The sequence below is a fragment of the Amphritea atlantica genome, assembly GCA_024397875.1.
Classification (GTDB): domain Bacteria; phylum Pseudomonadota; class Gammaproteobacteria; order Pseudomonadales; family Balneatricaceae; genus Amphritea; species Amphritea atlantica_B.
In genome coordinates, this window is sequence record CP073344.1 from 2,582,900 (window position 1) to 2,608,527 (window position 25,628).

Here is a 25,628-nt window from a genome sequence, read left to right on the forward strand (position 1 = left end):
TCACCTCTAGCGGCCGGAGAACGGATAGCGGAACCGGAGAAATCGCTGACTATTGCTCAACACCTGAAAGGCCTCCTTAAGATTTCGCCTATCGAAGTCGGTTAGCATTTCCGGCTTAACATTATTAGAGGGCTCCTGTCCGGCCTCCAGATCGGCAGCCTGATGTCGAATTCTCACCATTGAAATAAATTCCAGCGCATCCCGTAAATCGGCGGCTTTGCCGGGCGGCAAAATATCTGCTTTCACCACATCATCCAGCCGCTCAAATGAGTTTTGTACTTTTGAACCTACCGCCAGCGCGTGTACCCGAATCAGATCAGCCAGTGGCGCAGTGCCCCGGCGTTTAAGATTGATTGAGTTTCGATGCTGTCCATCCTGCTCCATCACAAAGCTTTTAAAAAAGCCCAATGGAGGGGTACGGTTCAGGGCATTACGGGCCAGACTGGCGAGAAACTTTGGCGAGCGCTGTGCCTTGCGGGCAATAAAGGCGTTGAGCTGCCCTGCCCAGTCAGTTTTACCCCAAACCCCATCCAGATCAAAGAATATTGAACAGTTCAGCAATGCCTCAGGCAGAGGGTTTTCCATCCAGTCTGAAAAGGTGGCTTCCCATTCCCGCCGGGTTTTACGCCACTGGGGGTTTGTGGCCATAATATTGCCTGTGCAGTAGGTATAACCACACCTGTCCAGTCCATCACTGACAAACTTCGCCAGTTGAGCAAAATACTCTCCATGCTGCTGAGGCTGATAACTATTATCGAGAATCAGCGCATTGTCCTGATCAGTCACCACCAGTTGCTCATCCCGGGCCATTGAGCCCAGCGCCAGAAAACAATAAGGCAGTGGCGGAGGCCCCAGATGCTCCTCAGCGAGCTCCAGCAAACGCTGTTTAAAGGTGCGCCCGATCACCGACATGGCGCTACCAATCATATGAGAGTTTGCGTCTTCACTGACCATACGGACAAAACAGGCACTAATCTGCGGCTGCAACTTCGCCAACTCTTCTACATTGGGCTGGCGCATAATATTGCTGACCATGTAAAGACTGCTTTGCGATTCATAACGCACAATATCAGACGTTGCCAGCACCCCAACAGGACGATCCTTTTGCAGGATAGGCAGATGGTGCAGATTAAAACGCAGCATCGTCAGCATCGCCTCAAAGGCATAAGCATCGGCATCCAGGGTAATTGGATCAGCGGTCATAACAGCAGTCACAGGGGATCCCAGATCAAGCCCCGGGGCTACCACCCGGGTACGCAGATCACGGTCGGTAAGAATTCCAGCAAGGGACTGTGCACCTGTTTCATCACCGTCTTCCCCCTTTGTAAGCGCTTCGCTATGCATGATCAGCAGCGATGAGACACCCTCTTCGGTCATCTTCTGCGCTGCCTGACAAACGGTGGCGGTGGTATCTAACCAGACCGGCGGACGGGCGATCAGCGCGGTCACTTTAGACACCATCAGATCACTGCTTTCCTGCTTACTGGAAACCGCCTGATGCAGACGGTTATCATCCACCTCGACAAAGTAGGCAAATGAATCAAAGCGCTCACAAAGGGAGCTGAACACGGCTTCGGGGATAAAATAAATCAGTGAATCTTCGATCGTTCGGGCCGGAAGCCTCACCCGCTGACTCATCAGCAGACTCAACTGGCCAAACAACTCCCCTTCACTCAGCCGGTTATACAGGTCGCCATTACGACGGTAGATCTCCACCGCCCCGCTACGGATAACACAGAGATCACTGATCTCATCACCAAATGTAAAAACATCACTATCGGCGCGAAAATAACCGATCTCTACCTCACAGGCGACCTCGTCCACCACTTTTTCCGGCAGACCACTAAAAGGTGGGTACTGTTTCAGAAAGCTTGCAATTTCTATCTGTTCTGCCTGCATGATATTTTCCGGCGAGCTGAGTTAACGACTGAATATTTACACTAGAATCGGTTAAAGCGAAAAAATCGCCCGCAGGCGATTTTTTAATCATCAAAACAGTCTATCAGAACTCAATCACGACATCTGTTTTTGGCACACTACAGCAGGACAAGACATACCCTGCCGCGACATCATCATCGGTAATACCGCCGTTATGCTCCATGACCGCTTCACCCTCTTTAACCAGCACTTTACAGGTACCGCAGATACCCATACCACAGGCTTTAGGAATCAACAGGTCGAGTTTGGAAGCGGCGGTATGCAGTGTATCGCCGGGGGCGATCTGAATACTCTTACCCTGGCCCTTACCCAAGAACTCAACCCGCAGCATATCTGCATCGGTGAGCGCTTCGGCTTCTTCCTGAGCGATTTCAGCGTTTTCAATCGCTTCCTCTTCTATCTCTACCGGGGTCGCGCCAAACGACTCCTCATGGTAATGACTCATATCAAAGCCGTTAACCTGCAGCAGCTTCTTGATAGCATTCATGTAGGGGGTAGGACCACAACAGAACACTTCACGATCCATAAAGTCCGGTGCAATCATCTCCAGCTTAGACTGATCGAGATAGCCGCGATACCCATGCCACGCCTGCCCGCTCTCAAGCTTTTCACAGATCAGATGCAGACCAAAGTTACTGATTCGCGACGCCATATGATCAAGCTCACGCGCAAAGATAATATCTTTTGGTGTGCGGGCACTGTGTACAAAAGCGATATCGACGTCGGCATTAGTATCAAACCACCAACGCGCCATCGACATCATCGGGGTAATCCCTACGCCACCGGACAGCAGTAACACTTTGGTAGCAGGATAATCGATACAGTTAAACAACCCTACAGGACCGTGAACGGCAAGCTCATCACCCTCCTTAAGATTTTCATGCAACCAGCTTGAAACCTGTCCATTAGGGTCTTTTTTAACCGTAATGGAAAAGCTGTAAGGCACCGAAGGCGAACTGGAGATAGTATAGGAACGCATTACCTGCTGGCCCTCAATCTCCAGTTCCAGCGTGACAAATTGCCCCGGCTTAAAGAAGTACATAACCGGCTGCTCAGACATGAAGCAGAAGGTACACACATCCCAGGTTTCTTTGATCACTTTGACACAACGGACATTGTGACGACCATTAACCCAGGTCTGAGTATTGACCGGAATAAAGCTTTCTGAGCCAACAGTGGCAGGAACGTTGTTCGTCATGGCGTATCTCTCATGCGCAGGTATATATCAGTTCACTACAAAGACTAACGTCTCTGACCCGATCTTAGGTATCATAAACTTTAGCCCATTAATTCATTAAATTGAACTGCATTGTCTGCTGAGCTGATTTTCAAATATTAACTACTAACGACATTTATTTGCTTATTGCGACCACCCCAACGGTTATGGGGGTTACAGGTCGATAAATGTACTTATTCGTGTCGCTAATGGTCAATCTCCAAAACCCACCTTGGAGGAGGATTAGCGCATGCAATACCAGCATTAAGGTCAGGGTTATTCCTGATCGACTATAATAAACAGCACAGCAGTGCCCTGAAGGAAGATCGAACCGATGAACCAAAATGATCTATTAAACACCACCTGCGCGACTATCCATGATGCGCGGCAGGATATGGCGACGATGCTTGAGGCCCGTCCGGCAAATTACTCCCTGCCTCAGCCACTGTATAACGATCCGTTGATGTTTCGGATTGATGTGGAGGAAGTATTCCAGAAAGAGTGGCTGTTTGTTGGTATGACCAGCGAGATTCCGGCCAAGGGCGATTACTTTACGGTAGAGATTGCCCAGAATCCGGTACTGGTAGTACGGGATGCCGACGGCAGTGTCAATGCATTTCACAACACCTGCCGCCACCGTGGATCCCGCATCTGCTCTGAACACCGGGGCAAGGTTGCTAACCTGGTCTGCCCATACCACCAGTGGACCTATGACCTGAAAGGCAACCTGCTGTTTGCCGGTACAGAGATGGGCGCAGCATTCGAGACCAAAGAACACGGCCTGAAAAAAGCGTTTTGCAAAACAGCCGGCGGTTTCATCTTCGTTTGTCTGGGTAAAGAGGAACCGGAAGGCGATTTCGACGAGTTCCTGACGACCCTTGAAGAGTATATGGAACCTTACGATGTTGAGAACACCAAGCTGGCGGTGGAGTCCAACATGTATGAACAAGCTAACTGGAAACTGGTGCTTGAAAATAACCGTGAGTGCTACCACTGCGCCGGTAACCACCCGGAACTGCTGAACACCCTGCTCGAATGGGATGACACCAACGATCCCCGCGCGTCACAAGAGTTTGTCGATCACTGCAAAGAGCAGGCTGAACAGTGGGATGCTGAGGGCATTCCTCATGAACACCGTGGCTTTGGTCCCGGTCTGCGTAACCGTATCGTGCGCATGCCTCTGAAAAAAGGCACCAAGGTAATGACGCTGGATGGTGAAAGCGGCTGCAAGAAGATGTTGGGACGCATTAAGAATCCACAACTGGGCTCTATGCGCATTCTGCACCTGCCAAACTCATGGAACCATATGCAGTCTGACCACTTTATCGTCTTCCGGGTACTGCCTGTCTCTGCCCAGGAGTCGATTGTGACAACCAAGTGGTTTGTTCACAAAGACGCCGTTGAAGGGGTTGATTACGATCCGGAACGTCTGCGTCAGGTATGGGACGCCACCAACGATCAGGACCGCATTCTGGGTGAAGAGAACCAGCGCGGTATCAACTCTGTCGGTTACCAGCCTGGCCCATACTCAGAAACCTTTGAGTTCGGCATTGTTAACTTTATGGAATGGTACAGCGAAACTGTGCAGAAGAACCTGAAGGCGAAATAAGCATTTCCCAGTAAGGCAAAAAAGGCTGATGCGTCATAACATCAGCCTTTTTTATTTGTGTGCAGATACCTCTTCGCGGCTAACTGCCCCACCTTGTTTCACAGAAACCGTCATTAGCGTCAATCCGGATTCGGCTTTATTGGTTAAAGCATCTGTTGCCATTAACCCGTTAAATCAACGGATTCTTACTCCCGCTTTTTACAACCTGACGCTGCGATACCCGTCGCTGTTCAACTCAAACGTACAACTGACACCGTGCTACGCAAGATAGCGTACATAATCGGCAACCTTTGCGGCATTCACCTAATCAGTAACCGGTCAGCTACCCGCTGCGCTAAAGCCTGATTGACCGATAACACCACACCGACAGCTGCTCCTTTAGTTATACCCGGAAAACGACACACGGTGGACGCACAACAGCATTCTGTTAATAGCCACTCTGAAAGACCATCTGAACTGTTTCGAAATACACACCACAATAAACTGGTTGATCAACAACGACCTGCTGGCCATACCCCTCTGATTAACCTGAACTACCCAGCCCCCAGGCGTCTTCTGCGACAGCATGTCTTTTCTCTGACAGCAGCACATAAAAAAGCCGATGAGCAGATCATCGGCTTTATACACTATCGTTTTCAGATCAGTCGTTTTCAGATCAGTCGTTTTCAGATCAGCCGTTTTCAGGCCTGCCAACAGTCGCCTGCAAAGCGTCTGTCAAAACAGCTAAAGCCTCCTGCACCTCAGGTAACATCACCGGTATCTGCTCCTGCAACAGCGCAACAGATGCTGCGAACTGAACACGTACCTGCTCATCCTGAGCGGACGCCCATTGCAGCGCCACCTGACTACATTGCCCGGGCGACAGACCCTGCTCAAGCGGTACGCCAGCCCCTTGCAGATACTCATAGAAATCATCCTGATCAATCAGGTCAGTAATCATCATATTGACGTTCTCGCACTTGCTATCCTGAATCACACTTAAGCCATATTTAAACAGAGAAAGCTAAACAGAAAAAGTTAAACAAAAAAAAAGCTGGCACCAGGCCAGCTTTTTCCTCAACCATAAATCTCAGACTGACTTATAGCTCAGTCTTCAATCCCTTGTAGATACTGACACACATCAGCAACAGGATAATGGTAAATGGCAAGCCGGCTGTGATCGCGCCCGCCTGAAGCGCTTTAAGCGCTTCGGTTCCACCACCGTACAACAGAACACCCGCAATCAGTCCCTCCAATACCGCCCAGAAGACACGCTGCGGCGCCGGAGCATCAACCTTACCACCCGCGGTAATCGAATCGATTACCAGCGAACCGGAATCTGATGAAGTGATGAAAAAGACGAGTACCAGTACAATCGCAAAAGCGGAGGTAATCTCAGCCAATGGCAAATTCTCCAGCATCTGGAACATCGCCAGCGACACATCACCCAGACCATTCGCCAGCGCACCTGTGCCACTCTGGACCTGATCCAGTGCCTGGGCGCCAAATGCAGCCATCCAGACCGCCGAAACCACGGTTGGAATCAGCAGTACTGCGGTCATAAACTCACGTACTGTACGACCCTTTGATACCCGGGCGATAAACATCCCGACAAATGGCGACCAGGAAACCCACCAGGCCCAGTAGAATACTGTCCAGCCGGTGTAGAATTTGTCATCTTCACGACCAATCCAGTTACTCAGTGGCAAAATATCGGTTGCATAACTGGTCACTGTCAGCAGCAGGTTACTGAAAAAACCAGAGATAGATCCCGCCAGTATCACAAACAGCAGCAACACCGCAGCAATAGCCATATTGATATTACTGAGTACTTTTACACCACCATCAAGCCCGCGAGCAACAGAGAAAATGGCGATTGCGGTTACTACGACAATAACCGCGATCTGAGTAGCGATAGTATTATCCACACCGAACAGGAAGTTCAGTCCGCCTGCCGCCTGAGAAGCACCCAAACCGAGCGAAGTCGCCAGACCGAAGATGGTTGCCAGCACCGCAATAATATCGATAACGTGACCGATCGGCCCCCATACCCGCTCACCCAGCAGCGGATAAAAAGCAGAACGAATGGTCAGAGGCAGCCCTTTGTTATAGGTGAAGAAACCCAGTGCCAGTGCCACAACACCATAAATGGCCCAGGGGTGTAATCCCCAGTGGAACATTGTCGCGCCCATTGCCGCCGCTTCTCCTGCGGGTGTGTTCGCTTCCGCATTCAGAGGCGTACCCCACCAGTCGGTGTAATAGGCTACTGGCTCTGCCACACTCCAGAACATCAGTCCAATACCCATACCCGCAGCAAACAGCATTGAGAACCATGATATGCGGCTATAGTCCGGTTTTGCATCAGCCCCGCCCAAACGAATTTTACCCACCGGCAGTACGATCATTAGCAGACAAAACAACACAAATACGTTACCGGCTATCATAAACAGCCAGTCGAAAGTCTCAATTGACCAGGTACGCGCTCCCTCAAGTATCGCTTTAGCGTCCGCTGGGAAAATCAGAGTCAGTGTAATAAAAGCCAGAATGGCCACTGCGCTGGTGGTAAATACCGGGTTATGGATATCCATCCCCAACACCTGAATGTTATCCTGCCCGGCCTTATAGTCAGAGGTATATTCCGCTGACTTGGGACCGCTTTGAACTTTTTGGTTCATAGAACTACTCCAGATTCTTTTTTTTTATATAGCTGTCAGGCAGAAGGCAGATTTCCAATGAATCGCCAGAGCCATAGGTAATACAATAAGCAAACTTTTCTGACAGTTCCTGCATCAATCCTTAACGCAACAGCCGGCTAAGGCTTGCGGTTAATTTTTAAACAAGATCTCTCAATTCTACGATTAACGGTTGATTAACAGCTGACTTATAACGACAAATAAAACGGCAAAATGTCCGTTCTCGACAGACACTTCTTCAGCGGGAAAACAGAGATTTAAATCGACAAAACAGAAGCAAAAAAGAGCTGATTATTATCGCGCGCGCCAGACGAACGCTAAAATCAGTCTTATTCCCAAGCCAGGTTTAATCCGTCTGTAACCAAACCTGCGCCACCCTAACAAAATATTATCTTAACCGCCAATGCTACCCCGTCAAAAATGAGGCAAAAAAAAACCACTCCAGAGCCGTGAATCTCCGGAGTGGTAAACGTTTGCCTGATAAGAATCGGATTAGAGATTCATTTTTTGGGTCAGGCTGTTTCAGATGGAAACAAGGTGCAAGAAGCAGGATCAATAGTACAGATTACAATCAACCTCAAACCTACTCTTAGCGGCAAAATCTATGCAATTAACGACATTAAACCAGATTTAAACCGATTTTCACCACTTTGATCAAAAACAAAATTGCGCCAGGGTCAGTCAGAAATCAGCGCAGTACACCCTCCTCTTTCAGCAGTTCCAGGATCGCCTGAGCCTGCTCTGCTGCCGATTCATTTTTCATCACTTTGCCGCCATCACCCTGAGATTTGGCCGTCGCCGCTTTAAAACGCTCAGCCGCCGTTTTGGCTTTAACCACTTTCAAACGCTTAGGACGCTTGCGGGCCGGAACCTCTTCCCATGACTGACGTACAGCATCGGTCGAAGCGTTGACCACTTCCACCTCCATCACCGCGCGACTGGCAGGACCAAACGCACTCTGACGAGCGTCCTGTGCCGCAGAATCAACACTGGCGATAAACGGTAAACGCACCTTAACTGAACGGCGCTGACCACGGGGTAATGCCTGCAATACTTCAGCAACACCGCCTTCAATCGAAACAATATCAGCCACCCGGGGCACTATCGGCCAGCCGAGCGTTTCCGCCAACTGGTAAGGCACCATTCCGGATGACTCACCACTCTCAGCCCGAACGCCGGTCAGCACAATCTCTGCACCCGAGCGCTGCAGGTGTTCACCCAGTGGCATTACAGCATCAGCAGCCGGATCCATTTCGAGCACCTGGATTGATTTAAGCCCCATACCGGCATAACTCCTCAATCCCTGTTCCTGAGGATCACCGGCATGCAGAACAACCAGATTATCAGAGGATAGCTTCATTCCCAGCTCAACTGCACGGCTGTCCTGGTCGGCCCGACGTACACGCCCGGATTGTGGGTGTTTACCCACAGATACCAGCGATACTATTTTTAGCGTATTAGCCAATTGATTAGGCTGCATCCTGATCACCTCCTGCAGATGACTGAGTACGGAATTCCTGCACCCGCTGTATCAGTTCGCTGAGAATTTCCTCACTGTCCCCAATAACACTCAGCGCGGCACGTTTAACCATGTCACAGCCGGCATCTGTATTGATTGCGATTACCTTGTCGCACTGACCAATACCCTGCATATGCTGAATCGCACCGGAGATACCCACCGCCAGATAAACCCGCGCGGTAACCCAGGTACCGGTGGCACCGACCTGACGGAAGCGCGGCATAAAGCCGTCATCCACCGCCACCCGACTGGCACCCTCAGTAGCACCCAGCACTGCAGCAGCCTCATGGAACTGATCCCAGTTATGGATACCGTTACCGGCAGAGAGAATAAACTCCGCCTCAGCCAGCGAGATCGCATTCGGATCAACCGCCACCTGGCCCTTATCCTGAAGCTGCGCAATCACCGCCGGAACAACCGGCAGTTCCAGCGAAAGCGCCTCATGACGGGTTTCATCAATCTGATCCGCACACTCTTCTGCCAGCATCAGCAAACGTGGTGTTGCGCGGGTAATATCAGTCGTGCCACCGGCACCCCGACAGACTGATATTTGATTATCTACCTGCCAGGCCTGTACTGCAGGACGCTCTTTGATGCGCGCAGCCAAACGGGAGCCCAGATCAGAGCCGCCATTAACACTGTCCGGGAAGAGCCAGTGTTTCGGCTGATAGCCTGCCTCAACCTGCACCAGCGCCGCCAGTCGCTGTTCCGGACAGTAGCCCTCATAGAGCTCATCGTCGAGCAACAGCAGACGATCAACACCAGCGGTATCGAAATGCTCCTCTTTACTCTGGCCAAAACACACTGCCAGGACTGCTCCATTGCCCTCAATACCTGCAGCCAACTTATGGGCCTGACCGATCACGTCTTTATCGTGACCTGTCAGACGACCGCCCACCATATCCGGTACGACAACAATATAGAAGTCTGGATTTTCAACCTTATGTAATGGCAGCTGAACATCTTGTGCGGCACCAGTGCGACGACCTTTACCTGTTGCAGCAGCATTGCCTTTCAGGCGATCAATCCGCTTAATACCGTTAGGTCCGATAAAGCCAACCTTGTGCGGGTTTTTACGCAGCAGCCCGCTAGGCCCCCGCACCTCTGCGGTCTCACTGCTGGCTACAGTGCCATGCAGCGGGTGCAGACGGTTACGGGCGATCCATTCGGCCCGGGGATCACGGCGCAGCACATCGTGTGAGTTATGATCGGACATCAGTGCACCTCCTGGGCCAATTGACCTGCTTTCGCATCAGCGGTCAGATCGACGAGCTGATCTACCAGAATCTCAGCAATATCTTTGACCTCCGGACGCGGTTCAACCACACCCTCAAGCATCGCTGTACACTGCTGACAGCCTACCGCCACTAATTCTGCACCCGTGCTGTTAGCATCTTCCATTCGCATATCCGCGATACGCCGTTCACCTGGAATATCGGTGATCGGTGCTCCGCCACCGCCGCCACAACAGCGCGAACGGAAGCCGGAACGTTCCATCTCAGCGATTTCAATGCCCATAGAGCGCAGCAGCTCACGAGGCGCTTCATACTCACCGTTGTAACGTCCCAGATAACAGGGATCATGATAAGTCACTTTCGCACCGGTAAAATCATTCAGCTTCAGTTGACCCTGCTGCACCAGTTGATTCAGGAAAGTAGTATGGTGCAACACCTCCACATCATTCAGGGCATCGGAACCGAAGTCACCGTATTCATTACGCAGGCAGTGATAAGCATGGGGATCGGTAGTGACGATCCGCTTAAACTTATACTGCGACAACACATCCAGATTACGCTTTGCCAGACTCTGGAAAGTCGCATCATCCCCCAGACGACGGGCCACATCGCCGCAGTCCAGCTCTTCATCGCCCAGCACGGCAAAATCAACATTAGCCGCTTTCAACAGTTTTACAAAGGCACGCAGGATACGCTGACTACGCATATCAAATGCACCATCGGAAACCCAGAACAACACTTCTGCCTGTTTAACATCACGCATCAATGGCAGGTTCTGATCCGCCGCCCAGTTAGTACGACTGGCCGGTGCATAGCCGTTCGGGTTATCGGTGGCGATAATATTATCCAGCACCTCAGCACCTTTATTCGGAGTGTTGCCCCTCTCCATAGTCAGATAACGGCGCATATCGACGATAGCATCCACATGCTCAATCATCATCGGACACTCCTCAACGCAGGCACGACAGGTCGTGCAGGACCAGAGCGTTTCAGGATCTACCAGGCCATCGGTAATAATATGATCCGGACCGCCTTGAGCCTCACCAACGCCTTTACCAGGGTAAGGACTACCGGCATAGTTAGCATCAGTTCCGCCAGCAAGACCCACCACCATATCCTGAATCAGTTTCTTTGGATTCAGAGGCTGACCCGCGGCAAAAGCCGGACACATCGCTTCACATTTACCACACTGAACACAGGCATCGAAGCCCAGCAGTTGATTCCATTTGAAATCGGTCGGTTTCGCCACGCCCAGTACACCGCCGATCTCTTTAGCCAGAGACAGATCAACAGGCTTCAGACCGGTCGAACGACCGCCACCGAAGCGTTCCTGACGACGGTGGAAAGCCAGATGTAGCGCACCGGCAAATGCGTGCTTCATCGGACCACCCCAGGTCATACCGAAGAACAGTTCACCCATTCCCCAGATAATCAGCGCGGTGAGCACAATGGTCAACAGCACACCACCGCTGCCTTCAGGCAGTACACCGGCAGCAGGCAGGGTCAGCACAAAGAAGGCACCGGCAAACGCCAGCAGACTCTTTGGCAGACGCATCCACGGACCTTTGGAGATCCGGCTTGGAGGATTAAGACGACGCTTAAATACAAACAGAGCACCGACAAACATCAGTGCCAGAGAAGCCAGCAGCGCCCAGGCCAGAATCTGGCTATCGATACCCAGCAGATGCACCAGAATAACCAGCAACGCAGAAAGAACAAAACCACCGCCAGTTGCAGCATGGGTTCTGGACATATATTTGTCGCGCTCGACAATATCATGCAGGTCATGCAGATAACGTCCGGGCATAGCCATGAGACCGGCGATCAGATTGATCTGATCCGGTTTACCGGCACGCCACAGATTAACCCGGCGTACAGCACCAATCACCGCCAGCACCAGTGCTGTCGCAATCAGTAAAGGATGTAACCACTCAAAACTCATAGGGTACCCCAACAAAAAACAGCTATCGGGCTGTTAAGTCAGCCCTGTTATTCTTACCAGCCCGGCATCACCGTGCTTAATAGTTTTCAGGCTTTGCGCAGACCAAAAGCGTTACCAGCGCAGGCGGGGATAGGAAAAAGCTGACGGGGGACCGCAGCATAGCAGCGCTATGTGAGGATCACCCGGCAGCTTTTAATACCACCCTGCCAAGCGCAGTCGCCTTATAGGTCTTTACATAGGCGCAGCGCATCATACATCGCTGCATGAACATTGCGCTGCGATACGCAATCACCCAGACGCCACAGAATCATGCCGTCACCGGACTCACTCAGCACCGGTTGCGGTTTAATGTCAAATAACGCCTCGTTGTCGATCTGGCCTTTGTTACGTGACTCACCTTTCAGCGCGTAAAACAGCTCCTCATTAGGACGGGTTCCGTTTTCAACCACCACCTGATCAACCACACGCTCTTCACGCTGACCGGTATATTCGTTCTCCAGTACAGCAACCAGGCTGTCGCCTTCACGGTAAACTTTTTCCAGCAGGAAGTCAGAGGTCATAATCACCTCTTTCTCATACAGAGAGCGATAATAGGTTGGGAAGGTAGTACCACCGATACCCACACCCGGCTTGATATCATCGGTAACGATCTCAACCAGTGAGCCTTTCGCTGCCAGATAATCCGCTGCCGACAAACCTGAGAATTCACAGATGGTGTCGTAGATCAGGACGTTCTTACCCGGTTCAACCTTGCCACTGAGAATATCCCAGCTAGAGATAACCAGACCTTCTTCAGCACCCCATTCAGGGTTCTGATCGATAAACGGACGACCACCGGTAGCGATTACACAGACATCAGGGTTCAGCTCACGCACCAGCTCTTCATTAGCTTCGGTACCCAAACGGATATCAACACCCAGACGTTCCAGCTCCATGGCCAGCCAACGGGTAATACCGGCAATCTGATCACGCTGTGGCGCTTTAGCCGCCAGCGTAATCTGGCCACCCAGCTCTTCAGCTCGCTCGACCAGAACAACATTGTGACCCCGCTCCGCAGCAACACGCGCCGCTTCCAGACCACCCGGTCCACCACCAATAACGACTACTTTACGCACCTGGCCAGTGGTTTTCTCAATGATGTGCGGCAGCCCCATATATTCGCGGGAAGTCGCAGCATTCTGGATACAAAGCACGTCCAGACCCTGATACTGACGGTCGATACAGTAGTTCGCGCCAACACACTGACGGATCTGATCTACCTGATCATTTTTGATCTTGGCAATAATGTGCGGATCAGCAATATGGGCGCGGGTCATGCCGACAAAATCCACATAACCGGCTTCAATAATACGTTTAGCCTGATTCGGATCCTTGATGTTCTGGGCATGAATAACCGGAACAGAAACAACTTCTTTAATGCCCGCCGCCAGATGCAGGAACGGCTCCGGCGGGTAACTCATATTCGGGATAACGTTCGCCAGGGTGTTATGGGTATCACAACCAGACCCGACCACGCCGAAGAAATCGAGCTCACCAGTGGCATCATAATACGCGGCGATCTGTTTCATATCGTCATGATTCAGACCATCCGGATGGAACTCATCACCGGTAATACGCATACCGACAACAAAGTCACGGCCGACTTCCGCACGTACCGCTTTCAGTACTTCCATACCGAAGCGCATACGGTTCTCAAAAGATCCGCCCCACTGATCGGTACGCTTGTTAACCCGGGGAGACCAGAACTGATCGACCAGATGCTGATGCACCGCGGACAGCTCAACACCGTCAAGACCACCCTCTTTCGCCCGGCGCGCGGCCTGAGCGAAATCGCCGATAACACGCCAGATTTCTTCTTCTTCAATGGTTTTACAGGTAGCGCGGTGAACCGGCTCACGGATACCAGACGGAGACATCAGGTTCGGCCAGTTTTCACCGTCCCAGCGGGAACGACGTCCCATATGGGTGATCTGAATCATGATCTTGCCGCCGTGCTTATGCACCGCATCCGCCAGATTCTGGAAGTGCGGGATAATACGGTCAGTAGACAGGTTTACAGAACTCCACCAGCTTTGTGGACTGTCGATGGATACTACACTGGAACCGCCACAGATACAGAGGCCACAGCCACCCTTGGCTTTTTCCTCATAGTATTTAACATAGCGATCAGTAGTCATACCGCCATCGGTCGCATAGACCTCGGCGTGAGCTGTACTGACAACACGGTTACGAATTGTCAGATTGTTAATCTTAAGCGGCTCAAACAGAACATCAAACTGGGACATAGTTTCTCACCCCGATACATTATAAATGGGAGAGATCGTTTAAAACTGCATTGTTTTAAGACGATCTTCTCTGCCGATATTTAAATTTATTATAAAAATGCTTACAGCGGAGTCACTTCAAAGTAGCCCACGTCACAGCCTTCTTCAGCAGCACATTGAGTCTGTTCCGCTTTGGTGCGCACCGCATAACCGAGACTCTCGGCAATCTGATCCATCGCTCCGGCAAACCAGCCGGTAAACATGTAATCCACTTTACGGTTTACCTGACCATACTGATAAACAAACGCAGAATTTTCCAACCGCACCTTCGCAGTACCGGCTTCGATATCCAGCTCTTCAGTAATAAAGAATCCCCAGCCACGCTGAGACAGACGCTTCATATAGTGATCCCAGACATCTTTACCGGAGATCCCATGCTCAGCAGCTTCTTTTTCACACCAGTAATGAGCTGACTTATAACCTGCTTTATAGAGAATTTCAGCATAACGCTCAGCCCCGATTTCCTCTTCAATCCCCATATGGTTATTGACAAAGAAATGACGCGGCACATACAGCATCGGCAACGCATCGGTAGTCCATACTCCGGTTTCATCATTTACTTCAATTGGCATTTCTGGCGCATGTACACCCATTGTCTCTACCTCAAAATTCTCTATAGAATTATTACTATTCTTATTTACCTAAAGCGCTACCAGTATAGTAGCTAACCGTTTAGCCGATTATTCGCCCCAGACATCCTTCAACAAAGTCACCCAGTTATCGCCCATAATTTTGCGCACCTGAGTTTCAGAAAAACCATGACGCAACAGCGCTTCGGTCAGGTTCGGGAACTCGCCTACCGTACGGATCCCCTTAGGGTTAACGATCTCGCCAAAGCGAGTCAGGCGACGGGCATAACCCTTATCGTGGGTCAGATACTCAAAGAAGTCATGACCATGCCCCTGAGTAAAGTCTGTACCGATACCGATCGCATCTTCACCGACGATGTTGTAAACGTATTGAATTGCTTCTACATAATCATCGATGGTGGCGTTAACACCGGCACGCAGAAATGGCGTAAACATGGTGACACCAACAAAACCGCCCTTATCAGCGATATACTTCAGTTCTTCATCGGTACGATTACGGGGATGCTCTTTCAGACCTGCTGGCAGACAGTGGGAGTAACACACCCGCTGCTTAGATTCATCGATCACCTCTTTAGCGGTGTTCGGGCCGACGTGAGACAGATCACACAGCAGACCGTGCTTGTTCATCTCTGCAACAATCTCACGACCGAAGCCTGACAGACCGCCATCACGCTCATAACAACCGGTACCCACCAGGTTCTGGGTGTTGTAACACATCTGTACAATGCCTACGCCAAGGTCTTTAAATACCTTAACGTAGCCGATCTGGTCTTCAAACGGATTAGCGTTCTGAAAGCCCATCATCACGCCGGTCTTACCTTCGCGCTTGGCCCGCTTAATATCTTCAGTGGTACGCACCTTGATCAGCAGATCACTGCTCTCTTCGATCAGGTCGTTCATCTCAACGATATTACGCACGGTGCCTTCAAAGTTTTCCCAGAATGCAACGGTACAGTTAGCGGCGGTCAGACCACCTTTAGCCATATCTTCAAACAGGGCGCGCTCCCATTTGGCGCAGATCAGACCATCAATAACGATGGCATCATTGTGCAGATCAGCTGCGTTCATCTAGATATCCTTCTGAATCAGAGTTAACGGTACCCGGTAAGTACACAGGCCCGCAGGCAAAAAGATCCACATCAGACCTTTTCATCATTAGGATCAGTGTAGTTATTCGGGAGATCTCAAAGGGGGCTGGAAACGACTTGCACACTACTAAAAGCGACGACGGCAGATAATTTTTTCCTGCATACCCTGCTCAGATACGCCTGATACCGCGCCTCCTCTGCGCTGAGCTATACCTGCCCCCCGTTTCGACCCCTGTAATATCTTAGCAGTCAATGTGGAAAAGCCCTTTCGAACCCTGAAAAACTTACCGCCAAGAAGGACGCGCTTACCGAGAAAGCTCCAGGATTTCTTTACCCGACCCGAGCACGATGAAAGAAACCTGTTTCTATTACCCCGCTACGGAGGGGCGCTGACATGCGCTCGGGCACTTCATCAATAAGGAACGTGCGCAGAGGCGATAGTATGTGCGGGAGGCGGGTGCGGGGAATGAGTTGAATCGCTGCAGGATGCAGCGCCTACAAGCCAATAGCTCTGACCGGAATCTATACCAAGGCTGCCCTTTGTGCGCTCTGCGGTACTAAAGATTCACCACAGAGAACACCGGGGTCACAAAGAAAGATCCGGGGTATCTGGGCCAGTCAGATCCATGGCCCTTTTGTTTGCGCTAAAAAAAATATCAGCAAAACCCGATGAACAACAGCCGGGTCGCTAATTCATTGCCATAAACTCAGGCGCCGCATGTACCTGGTTACGTCCCATTCGCTTGGCACGATAAAGGGCAATATCCGCTTCACGTAGCAAGTGTTCCGCTCCGCCGATTGTTTCAGGCACAACCGTGGCGACTCCAACACTCACCGTAACCACGGAACCCGCGGAGGAATGCTCATGATTAATCGCCATATCCTGCACCGCTTGTCGGACACTCTCCCCGACTTTGGCCACGCCTTCGACATCCGTATCGGGTAAAATAAGCATGAACTCTTCTCCGCCATAACGGGCAACCAGATCGGCCGGACGGAATAACGTGTCCCGAACCGTTGCAGCCACAGCAACCAGACAGTCATCACCAGCCTGATGTCCATAGCCATCGTTGAATGCCTTGAAATGGTCAACGTCAATCATAATAACGGACAACGGCCTTTTTTCACGCCGCATACGCCTCCATGCTTCAACCAGATAGGCATCACCCTTGCGACGGTTAGCTACACCTGTCAGGCCATCACAATCCGCAAGCCCTTGCAGCTCAAGATTAAGTTGTTCCAGACAGGCCGTCCGTTCGATGACTTTCTCCTCCAGAGTACGGGAATAATCCTGTATCTGCTCATACAGACGTGCGTTCTCAATGGCAACCGATGCCTGAGCAGTCAAAAGACGTATAACCTCTACCCTCCCTGAAGTGAAAACTCCACTGGCAAGGTTGTTCTCAATATACAAAACGCCTTCGAATCGCTCGCGTAAAATGGGTACGCAGAGTACAGATACCGGCCGTATCTCAAGTACGTAAGGGTCCTGCATGAATGAACCCTCAGAGGCGGCATCGCGGAGCACCACTGCCTCACCGCTGTGCAATACTTCACTAATCAGCGTTACCGGCAGGAAAATCTTCGCCCCCAGTGAGTCCGGTACCAGTGATCGACCCGGTATACTCTCCGTTGATAAGCCGCCATCAGAGAACGTACCGGCCTCAACGACCAGTCCTTCTTCTCGTTTCACAATTAAGCAGCCCCACTGGCCACCGGCATTTTCCAGCAGAATCGACATCGTCTTTTTCAATAGCCGATCGAGAATCATCTCTTCTGAGATTTCCCGGGATGCCTTCATGACTGAGGCAAGATCGAGATCGCCAGTCTCGCCTCTGTTATAAGAAGCACCCGTTATAGGAGAAAGCTCACGTAATATCGAAAATTCCTGCTCCAGCAAAGTGACTTTACGATGAGCCCCCCAGCGATCATATATCCGATGCGCAGCGCGCAAATACCCCTCGGCAGAACGTCTGCGACCAATCGCTAAAAGATGACGCGCGGCACGCTCACAGGCGATGGCTTCATCCCGGAGAAAGCCACTATCCCGAGCCGCATCAATGGCGATATCGTAACGCTCAAGTGCCGTCTCATGATCACCATCCAGGCGTTGTAGTTCGGCTTCCATTAAATTCTGCAGGTGACGGAAGTTAGCCTCGCAACTGTCAGCCCAGCGTTTCATTCGCGCAAGGTCACGTTCAAGCCGGGCACGGGTTTCGGACTGCTGCTCCGCCCCCATATCGGGATACAAGCTTGACAGGGTCAGAAACACGGTAATGTAGAAACGCACCAGTTGAGGCAGCGACATAGCCGATTTTATCAGCTCATCCTGAGCCCGAACGTGCTCCAGAGCGCGCTCATATTCACCGTAAAGAGAGCAAACCTCGACACTGTAAATATGATAGTTAGCAATACCGGTCATGAACTGTCGTTGCCGCATCCCCTCAAGGCATTGTGTTTCGTCAAACTGATCATCACTTAATGAGCAGGGCGCATCAGTAAGTCCCAATAAGTTGCGCTGCAACTGTAAGAACAAGGTGCCGGAATCCAGCGAATCCTGATAGGCGCATTCACGCACGATCTCCAGATTATCTGCGTGTAACCGATAGGCGGTTTCCAGATCCATAGAGGGATCCCAAATCACGCAATCCTGAGCACTGTAGGCGAGATAGAGCAGATCGCCGGACTGATAGCCCGCTTCGATCCCTTTTCGAAACAAGGACGTCAGACCAGACCAGGGCTTACTCCAGTGATATACAAACATCGCATACACATAGATAACCCGGGCCCGTAGCGTCAGATCATCAAGACTTTCGTTAATCGCCAAACCCGCTGTTGCATACTCAAACCCCTCTTCAGGCTCATCATATTCGCCGCACAACAACATTCCATAAGCTGCATAGGCAAACGCGGTTTCGGGGCAATTTCCATGACGCAGAGAAAGATTAACCGCCTTCATGACAAGGTATGGAAACAGGTTGCCACTGCCAGACAGGAATGCCGCGGCAAACGTTTCCATGAGTAGTCGCATGGCCATAAGCGTAGCAGGGTCATCAACCGGCTGAGCATCCACTAACTCAGCAATAACCCGACCTCCCAGATTATCTTCAACCCTTTTGCGCTCTTCCACGATATCATTCAATCCGGGATTTTGAATAAACTCGACGCCAAGGATTGTCAGTCCCTGTATGGCTGAACGAATCGAATCTTCCATACGCCCGAGGGTTGCATATTGCCGGGTGCGGATCGCAAGAATGTTACTGCGCTCCAGATCTGACTGAGCGTTTTCCAGCATAACCTCAATCCACTCATCCGCCTCATCTACCCGCCCGGTCAGATAAGCACACTGCTGAGTTTCCTCCGCCAATGCCTGCATAAGCAGGGGGGCATTATTCCAGGGAGCTGCCGGTAAGAGCTCTGCACTGATCTGAAGATATTTAAGTGCAGCTTCATAAGCGGAAGCGTGCTTGGCACGTATACCCGCACGTAAATTAAGCTCAGCAAGAAAACGCTGCTCATCCGCTGAGTTTATCAATCTCCGACCTTCGTTGAGATGACCGACAATATCAATCAGTCTCTCATCGGGCACCTGATTATCGACGTGACGCAACATCAAACGCCCCACCGAAAGATGAACTTCCGGCAGCAGCGACCGATCGATCAACGCATAAGCAGCCTGCTGCACACGGTCATGCTGGAATCTATAGACGGGATTAACCGCGAGCAACTCGCCAGGAACAACGGCCGAAACCTCCCCCACCAGACGATAATCGCTATTGAGCGGCTGCACCGTATGTTGTTTAAGCGCCGGCAGTAGCGCCGCAGCAGCGGCTTCAATCGGGGCTTCATAAATTGCGGCGAGTGTATGCAGGTCAAACGTCCCGCCAATACAGGCAGCTAACTGAAGGACTCGCTGTGTCTCAGGCGTAAAGCGGCGCAGATTGTCGACCATGAACTCGACAACATCGCTGCTTACACCCGACCAGCGGGCGGTATCTAAATCCCAACACCACCTTCCGCTGACAGGGTCTGCGACGATTGCGCCCTCTTTATGCAGTTGACGCAATAGTTCATTGGTAAAGAAGGGATTACCCTGAGCTTTATCATAGAGCATGTCACTCAATGGCCAGGTTTCTTCCACATTACTGCACAATGCATCAGACACCATATGCCTCACAGAAGCACGATCCAACTGATCGAGGTGCAGTTGATGGATATTCTCCCGACCGGTCAGGTCATCGAGTAACAGGCGCAGAGGGTGACCCGCACCAACCTCGTGATTCCGGTACGCGCCTATCAGCAACAAGTGACTCAGCTCTCTCGATGTCACCAGACGGCGTAAAAACTCTAAGGTCGGTACATCGCTCCACTGCAGATCATCGAGGAATAACACCACCGGGTGTCCATCGCTGGCAAACACACGGAGAAACGCGATCAGTACCATCTGCAAACGGTTTCGCGCCTCGGCAGGAGGAAGTTCGGCAACAGCCGGTTGTGGCCCGATAATCAGCGCCAGCTCAGGCACCAGATTAACGACTAACGCGGCATTCGTTGCTAATGCTTCCAGTAAACGCTCACGCCACCCTGCGAGTTGCGCCTCGGGTTCTGCCAGGATCTGCTGCACAAGACTACGATACGTGGCGGCAAGCGCCGTATACGCCTCTCCACGCTGAAACTGTTCAAACTTACCCTGGACAAAAAAGCCCCGCTCGCGCACGAGCGGCTGGTCAATCTCATTAACCAATGACGATTTACCAACCCCGGAATAGCCCTTAACCAGACAGAACGCATTTCCACCTGCCACCACGGCGTCAAACAACTCAAACAGCTGCCCAAGCTCAGATTCACGGCCATACAGTTTTTGCGGCACCAGAAATTTCTGTACGACCTCTTTTTTGCCCAGTTCGAAAAGGTCGATCATCTGCCCCGCAGCAAGCCGGTCAGCGCAATAGGTCAGATCATGGATCAACCCCCCGGCACTCTGGTAACGAGCCTCGGGACATTTAGCTAATAATTTCAGCACAATGGCTGATACGGCTTCGGGTATCTCAGGATCAATTTCGTGCGGCGCCGGGGGTATACGACTGATATGACTGTGCACCCATTCAAGCACATTGTCAGCCTGAAATGGCTGCTGGCCGGTTAGCAATTCAAATAGCAGGACACCCAGTGAGTAATAATCAGAACGGTAATCCAGGTCGCGATTCATTCGCCCTGTCTGCTCTGGAGAGATATAAGGCAGCGGCCCCTCTAATTGACGCGACATTTGCAAAGCCTGTCGCTCCTGATCCAGCTCGGAGGCAATACCGAAGCCAGCCAGCCCTGTCGCACCGTTGACAGGGTTAAACAGCACGTTCCCAGGCGTCAATGCCTTATGCACAATATCCCGGCTATGAATCTCCCCCAGTGTGTGCGCCAGACTCAGCGCAATTTCGAGAAACTCAACCAGCGGCAAGCCACGGCCTCCGCTGAGGGCAAGAAGCGCTTTGAGAGAACTTTCAAACAGTTCACACACCAGGGCAAGGTTGCCACTGCCATGGGGGATCACGGCGTGCACCTTACGCACGCCGTCAACGTCAATCAATCGTTGCGCGATCTCACCTTCACGACGAATTTCAGCCACCTGCTGACGGTCCGGAAATTCGACATCAAGGGTTTCAATGGCTACCACAGCGCCCGTTTCAGTGTTTCGGCCACGATAAACCGCGCGTCCATCCGCACGGTATATTAGCGACTCAGGTTTATAGTCCGGGAGTTGTGGTAAAGGCTCTTTCACGTCAGCTCTCCTACCCGCCGCTCAGACACCGAAGATACGATTAAACGTGGCGTGATAATCCTCATAGGCGGTGTCGTGCAGAGGGTCTCCATGGCCGCATAAGGCATGCCTGAATGATAACGCTTTCAGGCGCGCAAAATCTTCACCCGCGGGCGTAGCGGCCTGCAGCCAGACCGGGCCCAGATTCGCCGGGGTAAAGAACTCCATCTGTTGCATCAGCTCTCGTGAAGCATCAGAAAAATACTCATCTGGTGCCAGCCAGTTTTGTAATGCATCGCACGCAATCAGAATCCCCCCGGCACGATCAATGCGGAGAATCCCTTCGGGCATCTGAGTCGTGCGGAACTGAAACAGAGACGCATCTGAAATAGGTAACGCACCATCCTCGGTAAGTGTCCGAACCGCCTTCTGATCACTCGCCTTCGAACCGTCCTCCTGCCCCACCCCAGGCAGCGCCCAGTAATCCGCATTATAGCGATCCACATAGAACTGATCGTCCCGTCCATGCAAACAGCCCAGGCGGACCACATCGGTGACGCGCCCCAGCTTATCCAGTTCAGCGAGTCCGTCATCGCTCAGGCGCACGCTGTTAATAATGATTAAGCGCTCAGCGTCACGCACCACCGTCATATTACGGCTGAATTGCCAATCCATGCCCTGAAGAACGGTTTCCATCGCGCCGCGGACAAAAAAGATATCAGGAAATACTTCTTCAATGGCACCATGTGCAAGTACCTCTGGAAACTGATCCATTACTCTATTCCTTTCTCGGTGTAAGGTTGCTGTTACAGTTTGAGTTGTAGTCGAAATGGCCCACGTAACGATACTCTCTGGCATACTCATTCAGATAGCAATTAAGGTAGTGTCGTTGGGCATCATTAATCCGGCCGTGACAAATATCCTCAAGAGTTTCATTACCGTCACTGCTATCAAGCCGTTTGATATGGAACAGGGTCATATCTCTTCCGCCAAAAAAAATCTTCAGGTAGTCATGTAATGGCCGGGCTCCAGACATATCAAAAACAGCCCCATACAGTGCGGTATACAATGGCTGATTCGCGAGTGCAGCGGCGTCGAACCTGGGAAAATCTCCCGCCGGAGGTTTGAAAAGCGGATACTCATCCGGCTGATGAACCGGGTGTTCGGTCAGGTGAGATACAAATTCTGACGCTAAATCAGCCGAACGCGCACCCTCGATCAACAGGTTAAGATAGCGTTGGGTTGGCAGACACGCATCATCGATAAACTCAGGCATACCGATATACGTAAGCGCACTCACCTGCTCCTTATCATCAACGTCTACGTTAACGGTAATACGGTCATAACCATGGCCATAAGCCTCCATGGCATCCAGTGAGGGGAGCGCTTCATCCGGGCAATCATACAGAACACCCAGCACCTTATCAGCCGGATTGTCAGTTCGCTCTATATTACCGACCCCACCCTCATGGCGAAAGAAATGCTGTACGTTGAAGCGCAAGCGCCAACCCTGCAAAACCGCTCGCCTTGATGCAAAAGGTATAACCCCCTTCGCCCGCAGAGAGGTCATATTCATGTTGGATCCAAAGCCAAAATAGCGAAACATCTCTATACCAACCACAGTACAACGGAAATTCTTACAGGTTAGCAGCAACCCCCAAAACACCTTCTGCAGGTCGCTTGCGAATGAATTCAGAACCGGTTAGCAAGGTGTCTCTGCTGATACTACAAGACACCTAACAATACAGAGTTAATACTCGAAATCAACAGGCTGCAACGCCAGTATTGCCTGCCCTGACGCTATTGCGAGCGTGATCCACGAGAGTCATACACATGATCGGCTAACGTTCAGAATGAAATAGAGCACAGGTACCGATTATTGCCTGAATGACAGAGGCTAAAAAGCAACAGACATTGCTGTAGATGGGTGGGGGATTTTTTTTATCATCCAGATCTTTAAAGAGAGTTCCCGATCCCTCTTTCGTACAGGACAACACGCCTATGTCGCTATTGCTCAGAGGTGAAGGAATCAACGAATAAAAGACCCCATTTACACTGTCTATGCACTCTAAAGCAGACAAAAAGCGACCGCCCATCACAATAAAGCCGACATCGGTAACAGGATTTCCGGATCGGTCTGATCACTCCAGAGCTGAACAGCGACCGGAGCACGGAGAACTGGAGAAAAGGCATAACACCTCCCTTACAAGGCAATCACGCCCGCAATAACCGCTTGGATTGACTCAGCATTGATTTTCAAATTTAAACCTCATTTATCGATAAATGCCCCTATGCAAAAAATCACTCAAAATGGGCAGTATTCCTGAAAACGAGACAAATTCATCACCCTGAAGATTTCTCTGTTCTCCCACAAAGAGGAGCAGGTTAAACGGAGAATACTCTGCACGGCATGTTCACAACAGTCCACACAACCATCATCGGGGAGGAAAACTTCGGGCTGGTTTATGCCTTATGAATTAAGGTGGGGGGAAGTTGCAGTCAGCGATACCTCCTCTATTTATCCCGCTTTCCCTTCAGATGAACCGAGCCAAAGGTAGACTCTGTTTTGGCCTCGCTAAACGCTTCACTGGAAACAAAGTCTTTTCCCGTCGGTTTTGGTTGAGTATCCTGCAGCAGCTGCATAGTCTCCACCTCAAACGGTTCCACTTCATCACCCAGCAGTGGCGCCAGTCGTTCATCCCGGGGCGGGATACCCATCTGTTCTCGATAGCACTTGCTGAAGTGGGGGCTGGAGACAAAACCACAGGCCGCGGCGATATCGATAATCGACATCGAGGTCTGCTTGAGTAACTGCCGCGCCCGGAGCAACCGCAGTCTGAGATAGTAGCGCGAGGGCGAACAATCAAGGTATTTCTGAAACAACCGCTCCATCTGTCGCCGGGACAGATCTACATAGCGGGCCAGCTCATCCATCTCGATCACTTCTTCGATATTGGCTTCCATCAATGCCACGATCTCCAGCAGTTTTGGCTGGGTAGTCCCTAAGACATGACGCATCGGTACTTTCTGCTGATCGCTTTCATCACGAATACGATCACAGATAAACATCTCGGAGATGGCAGCAGAAAGCTGATAACCATGTTCAAGTTTAATCAGGTTGAGCATCATATCGAGAGGCACGGTACCACCGGTGCAGGTCAAACGATTGCGATCAAAGCTGAACAGGCGATTGGAGCACTTTACCCGGGGAAACGCTTCCTGCAGGGCAGCCAGATACTCCCAGTGGGTACTGCACTCATAGCCATCAAGAAGGCCTGCTGCGGCTAACAGGTAAGCACCGGTACAGATTGCTCCTATTTTACAGCCTTTCCGCTCCCGCTCTTGCAACCAGTTGATATGGGTACGATTGTAAACTTTAGTGATATTCAGGCCACCGGCCACGATCACAGTGTCCAGCTCAGGACAGTTATCGAAACCGGCATCCGGGGTGATTGTAATGCCGTCACTGGCACTGACCGGCTGACCATCTATGGACAGGGTATACCAGTAATACAGTTCCTCACCGCTAAGCTGATTGGCCATCCGCAGTGCTTCAATCGCCGAGGCCAGCGAGATCATGGTGAAATTGTTTAACAGCAGAAAACCGATAGCCCGCGACTGGCCACCATTAACTCCATTCATCATAAGTAAACCTGAGCCCGCTCCGCGTCCGTTGCGTTACTTAAGCAGGCGTTAATGGGTATCAGAATCCGATTATTAGCAGGCGCTAATCACTAGCG

General features: G+C 51.2%; 15 protein-coding genes. 1 reads left to right on the top strand and 14 read right to left on the bottom strand.

The window, feature by feature from the left end:
* Nucleotides 1-6: 6 nt before the first annotated feature.
* Both KDX31_11935 and KDX31_11940 read right to left on the bottom strand, forming a co-directional pair.
* On the bottom strand, nt 7-1,899 hold the full coding sequence (locus KDX31_11935; protein ID UTW02068.1) for a cyclic nucleotide-binding/CBS domain-containing protein: 1,893 nt from the start codon (nt 1,897-1,899) through the stop codon (nt 7-9).
* Between the two features lie 103 nt (nt 1,900-2,002).
* On the bottom strand, nt 2,003-3,136 hold the full coding sequence (locus KDX31_11940) for a hybrid-cluster NAD(P)-dependent oxidoreductase (protein ID UTW02069.1): 1,134 nt from the start codon (nt 3,134-3,136) through the stop codon (nt 2,003-2,005).
* A 352-nt stretch (nt 3,137-3,488) separates the two neighbouring features.
* On the opposite strand from KDX31_11940, the gene KDX31_11945 reads away from it, so the two are divergent.
* Nucleotides 3,489-4,763 carry an aromatic ring-hydroxylating dioxygenase subunit alpha gene (locus tag KDX31_11945; GenBank protein ID UTW02070.1) on the top strand — a complete coding sequence of 425 codons (1,275 nt, stop codon included), beginning with the start codon at nt 3,489-3,491 and terminating at the stop codon, nt 4,761-4,763.
* Between the two features lie 670 nt (nt 4,764-5,433).
* On the opposite strand, the gene KDX31_11950 is transcribed toward KDX31_11945, so the two are convergent.
* The 12 genes from KDX31_11950 to KDX31_12005 form a co-directional block, all read right to left on the bottom strand.
* On the bottom strand, nt 5,434-5,706 hold the full coding sequence (locus KDX31_11950; protein ID UTW02071.1) for a hypothetical protein: 273 nt from the start codon (nt 5,704-5,706) through the stop codon (nt 5,434-5,436).
* 136 nt (nt 5,707-5,842) lie between these two features.
* Nucleotides 5,843-7,417 (bottom strand): BCCT family transporter, encoded by a 1,575-nt coding sequence (locus KDX31_11955; GenBank protein UTW02072.1) that lies wholly within the window; start codon nt 7,415-7,417, stop codon nt 5,843-5,845.
* Between the two features lie 706 nt (nt 7,418-8,123).
* Nucleotides 8,124-8,915, bottom strand: a complete 792-nt coding sequence (locus KDX31_11960; protein UTW02073.1) for an electron transfer flavoprotein subunit beta — start codon at nt 8,913-8,915, stop codon at nt 8,124-8,126.
* Nucleotides 8,905-10,170 carry an electron transfer flavoprotein subunit alpha/FixB family protein gene (locus KDX31_11965; GenBank protein UTW02074.1) on the bottom strand — a complete coding sequence of 422 codons (1,266 nt, stop codon included), beginning with the start codon at nt 10,168-10,170 and terminating at the stop codon, nt 8,905-8,907. The genes KDX31_11960 and KDX31_11965 overlap by 11 nt, the downstream gene beginning before the upstream one ends.
* Nucleotides 10,170-12,131 carry a (Fe-S)-binding protein gene (locus KDX31_11970; protein ID UTW02075.1) on the bottom strand — a complete coding sequence of 654 codons (1,962 nt, stop codon included), beginning with the start codon at nt 12,129-12,131 and terminating at the stop codon, nt 10,170-10,172. Before KDX31_11970 ends, KDX31_11965 begins: the two co-directional genes overlap by 1 nt.
* 221 nt (nt 12,132-12,352) lie before the next feature.
* Nucleotides 12,353-14,416: a dimethylglycine demethylation protein DgcA gene (gene dgcA, locus KDX31_11975; GenBank protein ID UTW02076.1), complete on the bottom strand. Its 2,064-nt coding sequence runs from the start codon at nt 14,414-14,416 to the stop codon at nt 12,353-12,355.
* A 101-nt stretch (nt 14,417-14,517) separates the two neighbouring features.
* Nucleotides 14,518-15,048, bottom strand: coding sequence for a 4-vinyl reductase (locus KDX31_11980; GenBank protein UTW02077.1), 531 nt, complete (start codon nt 15,046-15,048; stop codon nt 14,518-14,520).
* A gap of 87 nt (nt 15,049-15,135) precedes the next feature.
* Nucleotides 15,136-16,113, bottom strand: coding sequence for a dipeptidase (locus tag KDX31_11985; protein ID UTW02078.1), 978 nt, complete (start codon nt 16,111-16,113; stop codon nt 15,136-15,138).
* Nucleotides 16,114-16,821: 708 nt separating this feature from the next.
* The gene (locus KDX31_11990) at nt 16,822-21,909 is read right to left on the bottom strand and encodes a diguanylate cyclase (protein UTW02079.1); all 5,088 of its coding nucleotides are present in this window, start codon (nt 21,907-21,909) and stop codon (nt 16,822-16,824) included.
* 21 nt (nt 21,910-21,930) lie between these two features.
* Complete coding sequence (locus KDX31_11995; GenBank protein UTW02080.1) at nt 21,931-22,662, bottom strand: hypothetical protein; 732 nt, start codon at nt 22,660-22,662, stop codon at nt 21,931-21,933.
* A gap of 4 nt (nt 22,663-22,666) precedes the next feature.
* Nucleotides 22,667-23,494: a gamma-glutamylcyclotransferase gene (locus tag KDX31_12000; protein UTW02081.1), complete on the bottom strand. Its 828-nt coding sequence runs from the start codon at nt 23,492-23,494 to the stop codon at nt 22,667-22,669.
* Nucleotides 23,495-24,402: 908 nt separating this feature from the next.
* The gene (locus tag KDX31_12005) at nt 24,403-25,533 is read right to left on the bottom strand and encodes a GlxA family transcriptional regulator (protein UTW02082.1); all 1,131 of its coding nucleotides are present in this window, start codon (nt 25,531-25,533) and stop codon (nt 24,403-24,405) included.
* Nucleotides 25,534-25,628 lie beyond the last annotated feature (95 nt).

Bases quoted from the DNA above. Each gene is read 5' to 3' on its own strand.
- KDX31_11935 (UTW02068.1), bottom strand. From the start codon at position 1,899: ATGCAGGCAGAACAGATAGAAATTGCAAGCTTTCTGAAACAGTACCCA.
- KDX31_11940 (UTW02069.1), bottom strand. From the start codon at position 3,136: ATGACGAACAACGTTCCTGCCACTGTTGGCTCAGAAAGCTTTATTCCG.
- KDX31_11945 (UTW02070.1), top strand. From the start codon at position 3,489: ATGAACCAAAATGATCTATTAAACACCACCTGCGCGACTATCCATGAT.
- KDX31_11950 (UTW02071.1), bottom strand. From the start codon at position 5,706: ATGATGATTACTGACCTGATTGATCAGGATGATTTCTATGAGTATCTG.
- KDX31_11955 (UTW02072.1), bottom strand. From the start codon at position 7,417: ATGAACCAAAAAGTTCAAAGCGGTCCCAAGTCAGCGGAATATACCTCT.
- KDX31_11960 (UTW02073.1), bottom strand. From the start codon at position 8,915: ATGCAGCCTAATCAATTGGCTAATACGCTAAAAATAGTATCGCTGGTA.
- KDX31_11965 (UTW02074.1), bottom strand. From the start codon at position 10,170: ATGTCCGATCATAACTCACACGATGTGCTGCGCCGTGATCCCCGGGCC.
- KDX31_11970 (UTW02075.1), bottom strand. From the start codon at position 12,131: ATGAGTTTTGAGTGGTTACATCCTTTACTGATTGCGACAGCACTGGTG.
- dgcA (UTW02076.1), bottom strand. From the start codon at position 14,416: ATGTCCCAGTTTGATGTTCTGTTTGAGCCGCTTAAGATTAACAATCTG.
- KDX31_11980 (UTW02077.1), bottom strand. From the start codon at position 15,048: ATGGGTGTACATGCGCCAGAAATGCCAATTGAAGTAAATGATGAAACC.
- KDX31_11985 (UTW02078.1), bottom strand. From the start codon at position 16,113: ATGAACGCAGCTGATCTGCACAATGATGCCATCGTTATTGATGGTCTG.
- KDX31_11995 (UTW02080.1), bottom strand. From the start codon at position 22,662: ATGGATCAGTTTCCAGAGGTACTTGCACATGGTGCCATTGAAGAAGTA.
- KDX31_12000 (UTW02081.1), bottom strand. From the start codon at position 23,494: ATGTTTCGCTATTTTGGCTTTGGATCCAACATGAATATGACCTCTCTG.
- KDX31_12005 (UTW02082.1), bottom strand. From the start codon at position 25,533: ATGATGAATGGAGTTAATGGTGGCCAGTCGCGGGCTATCGGTTTTCTG.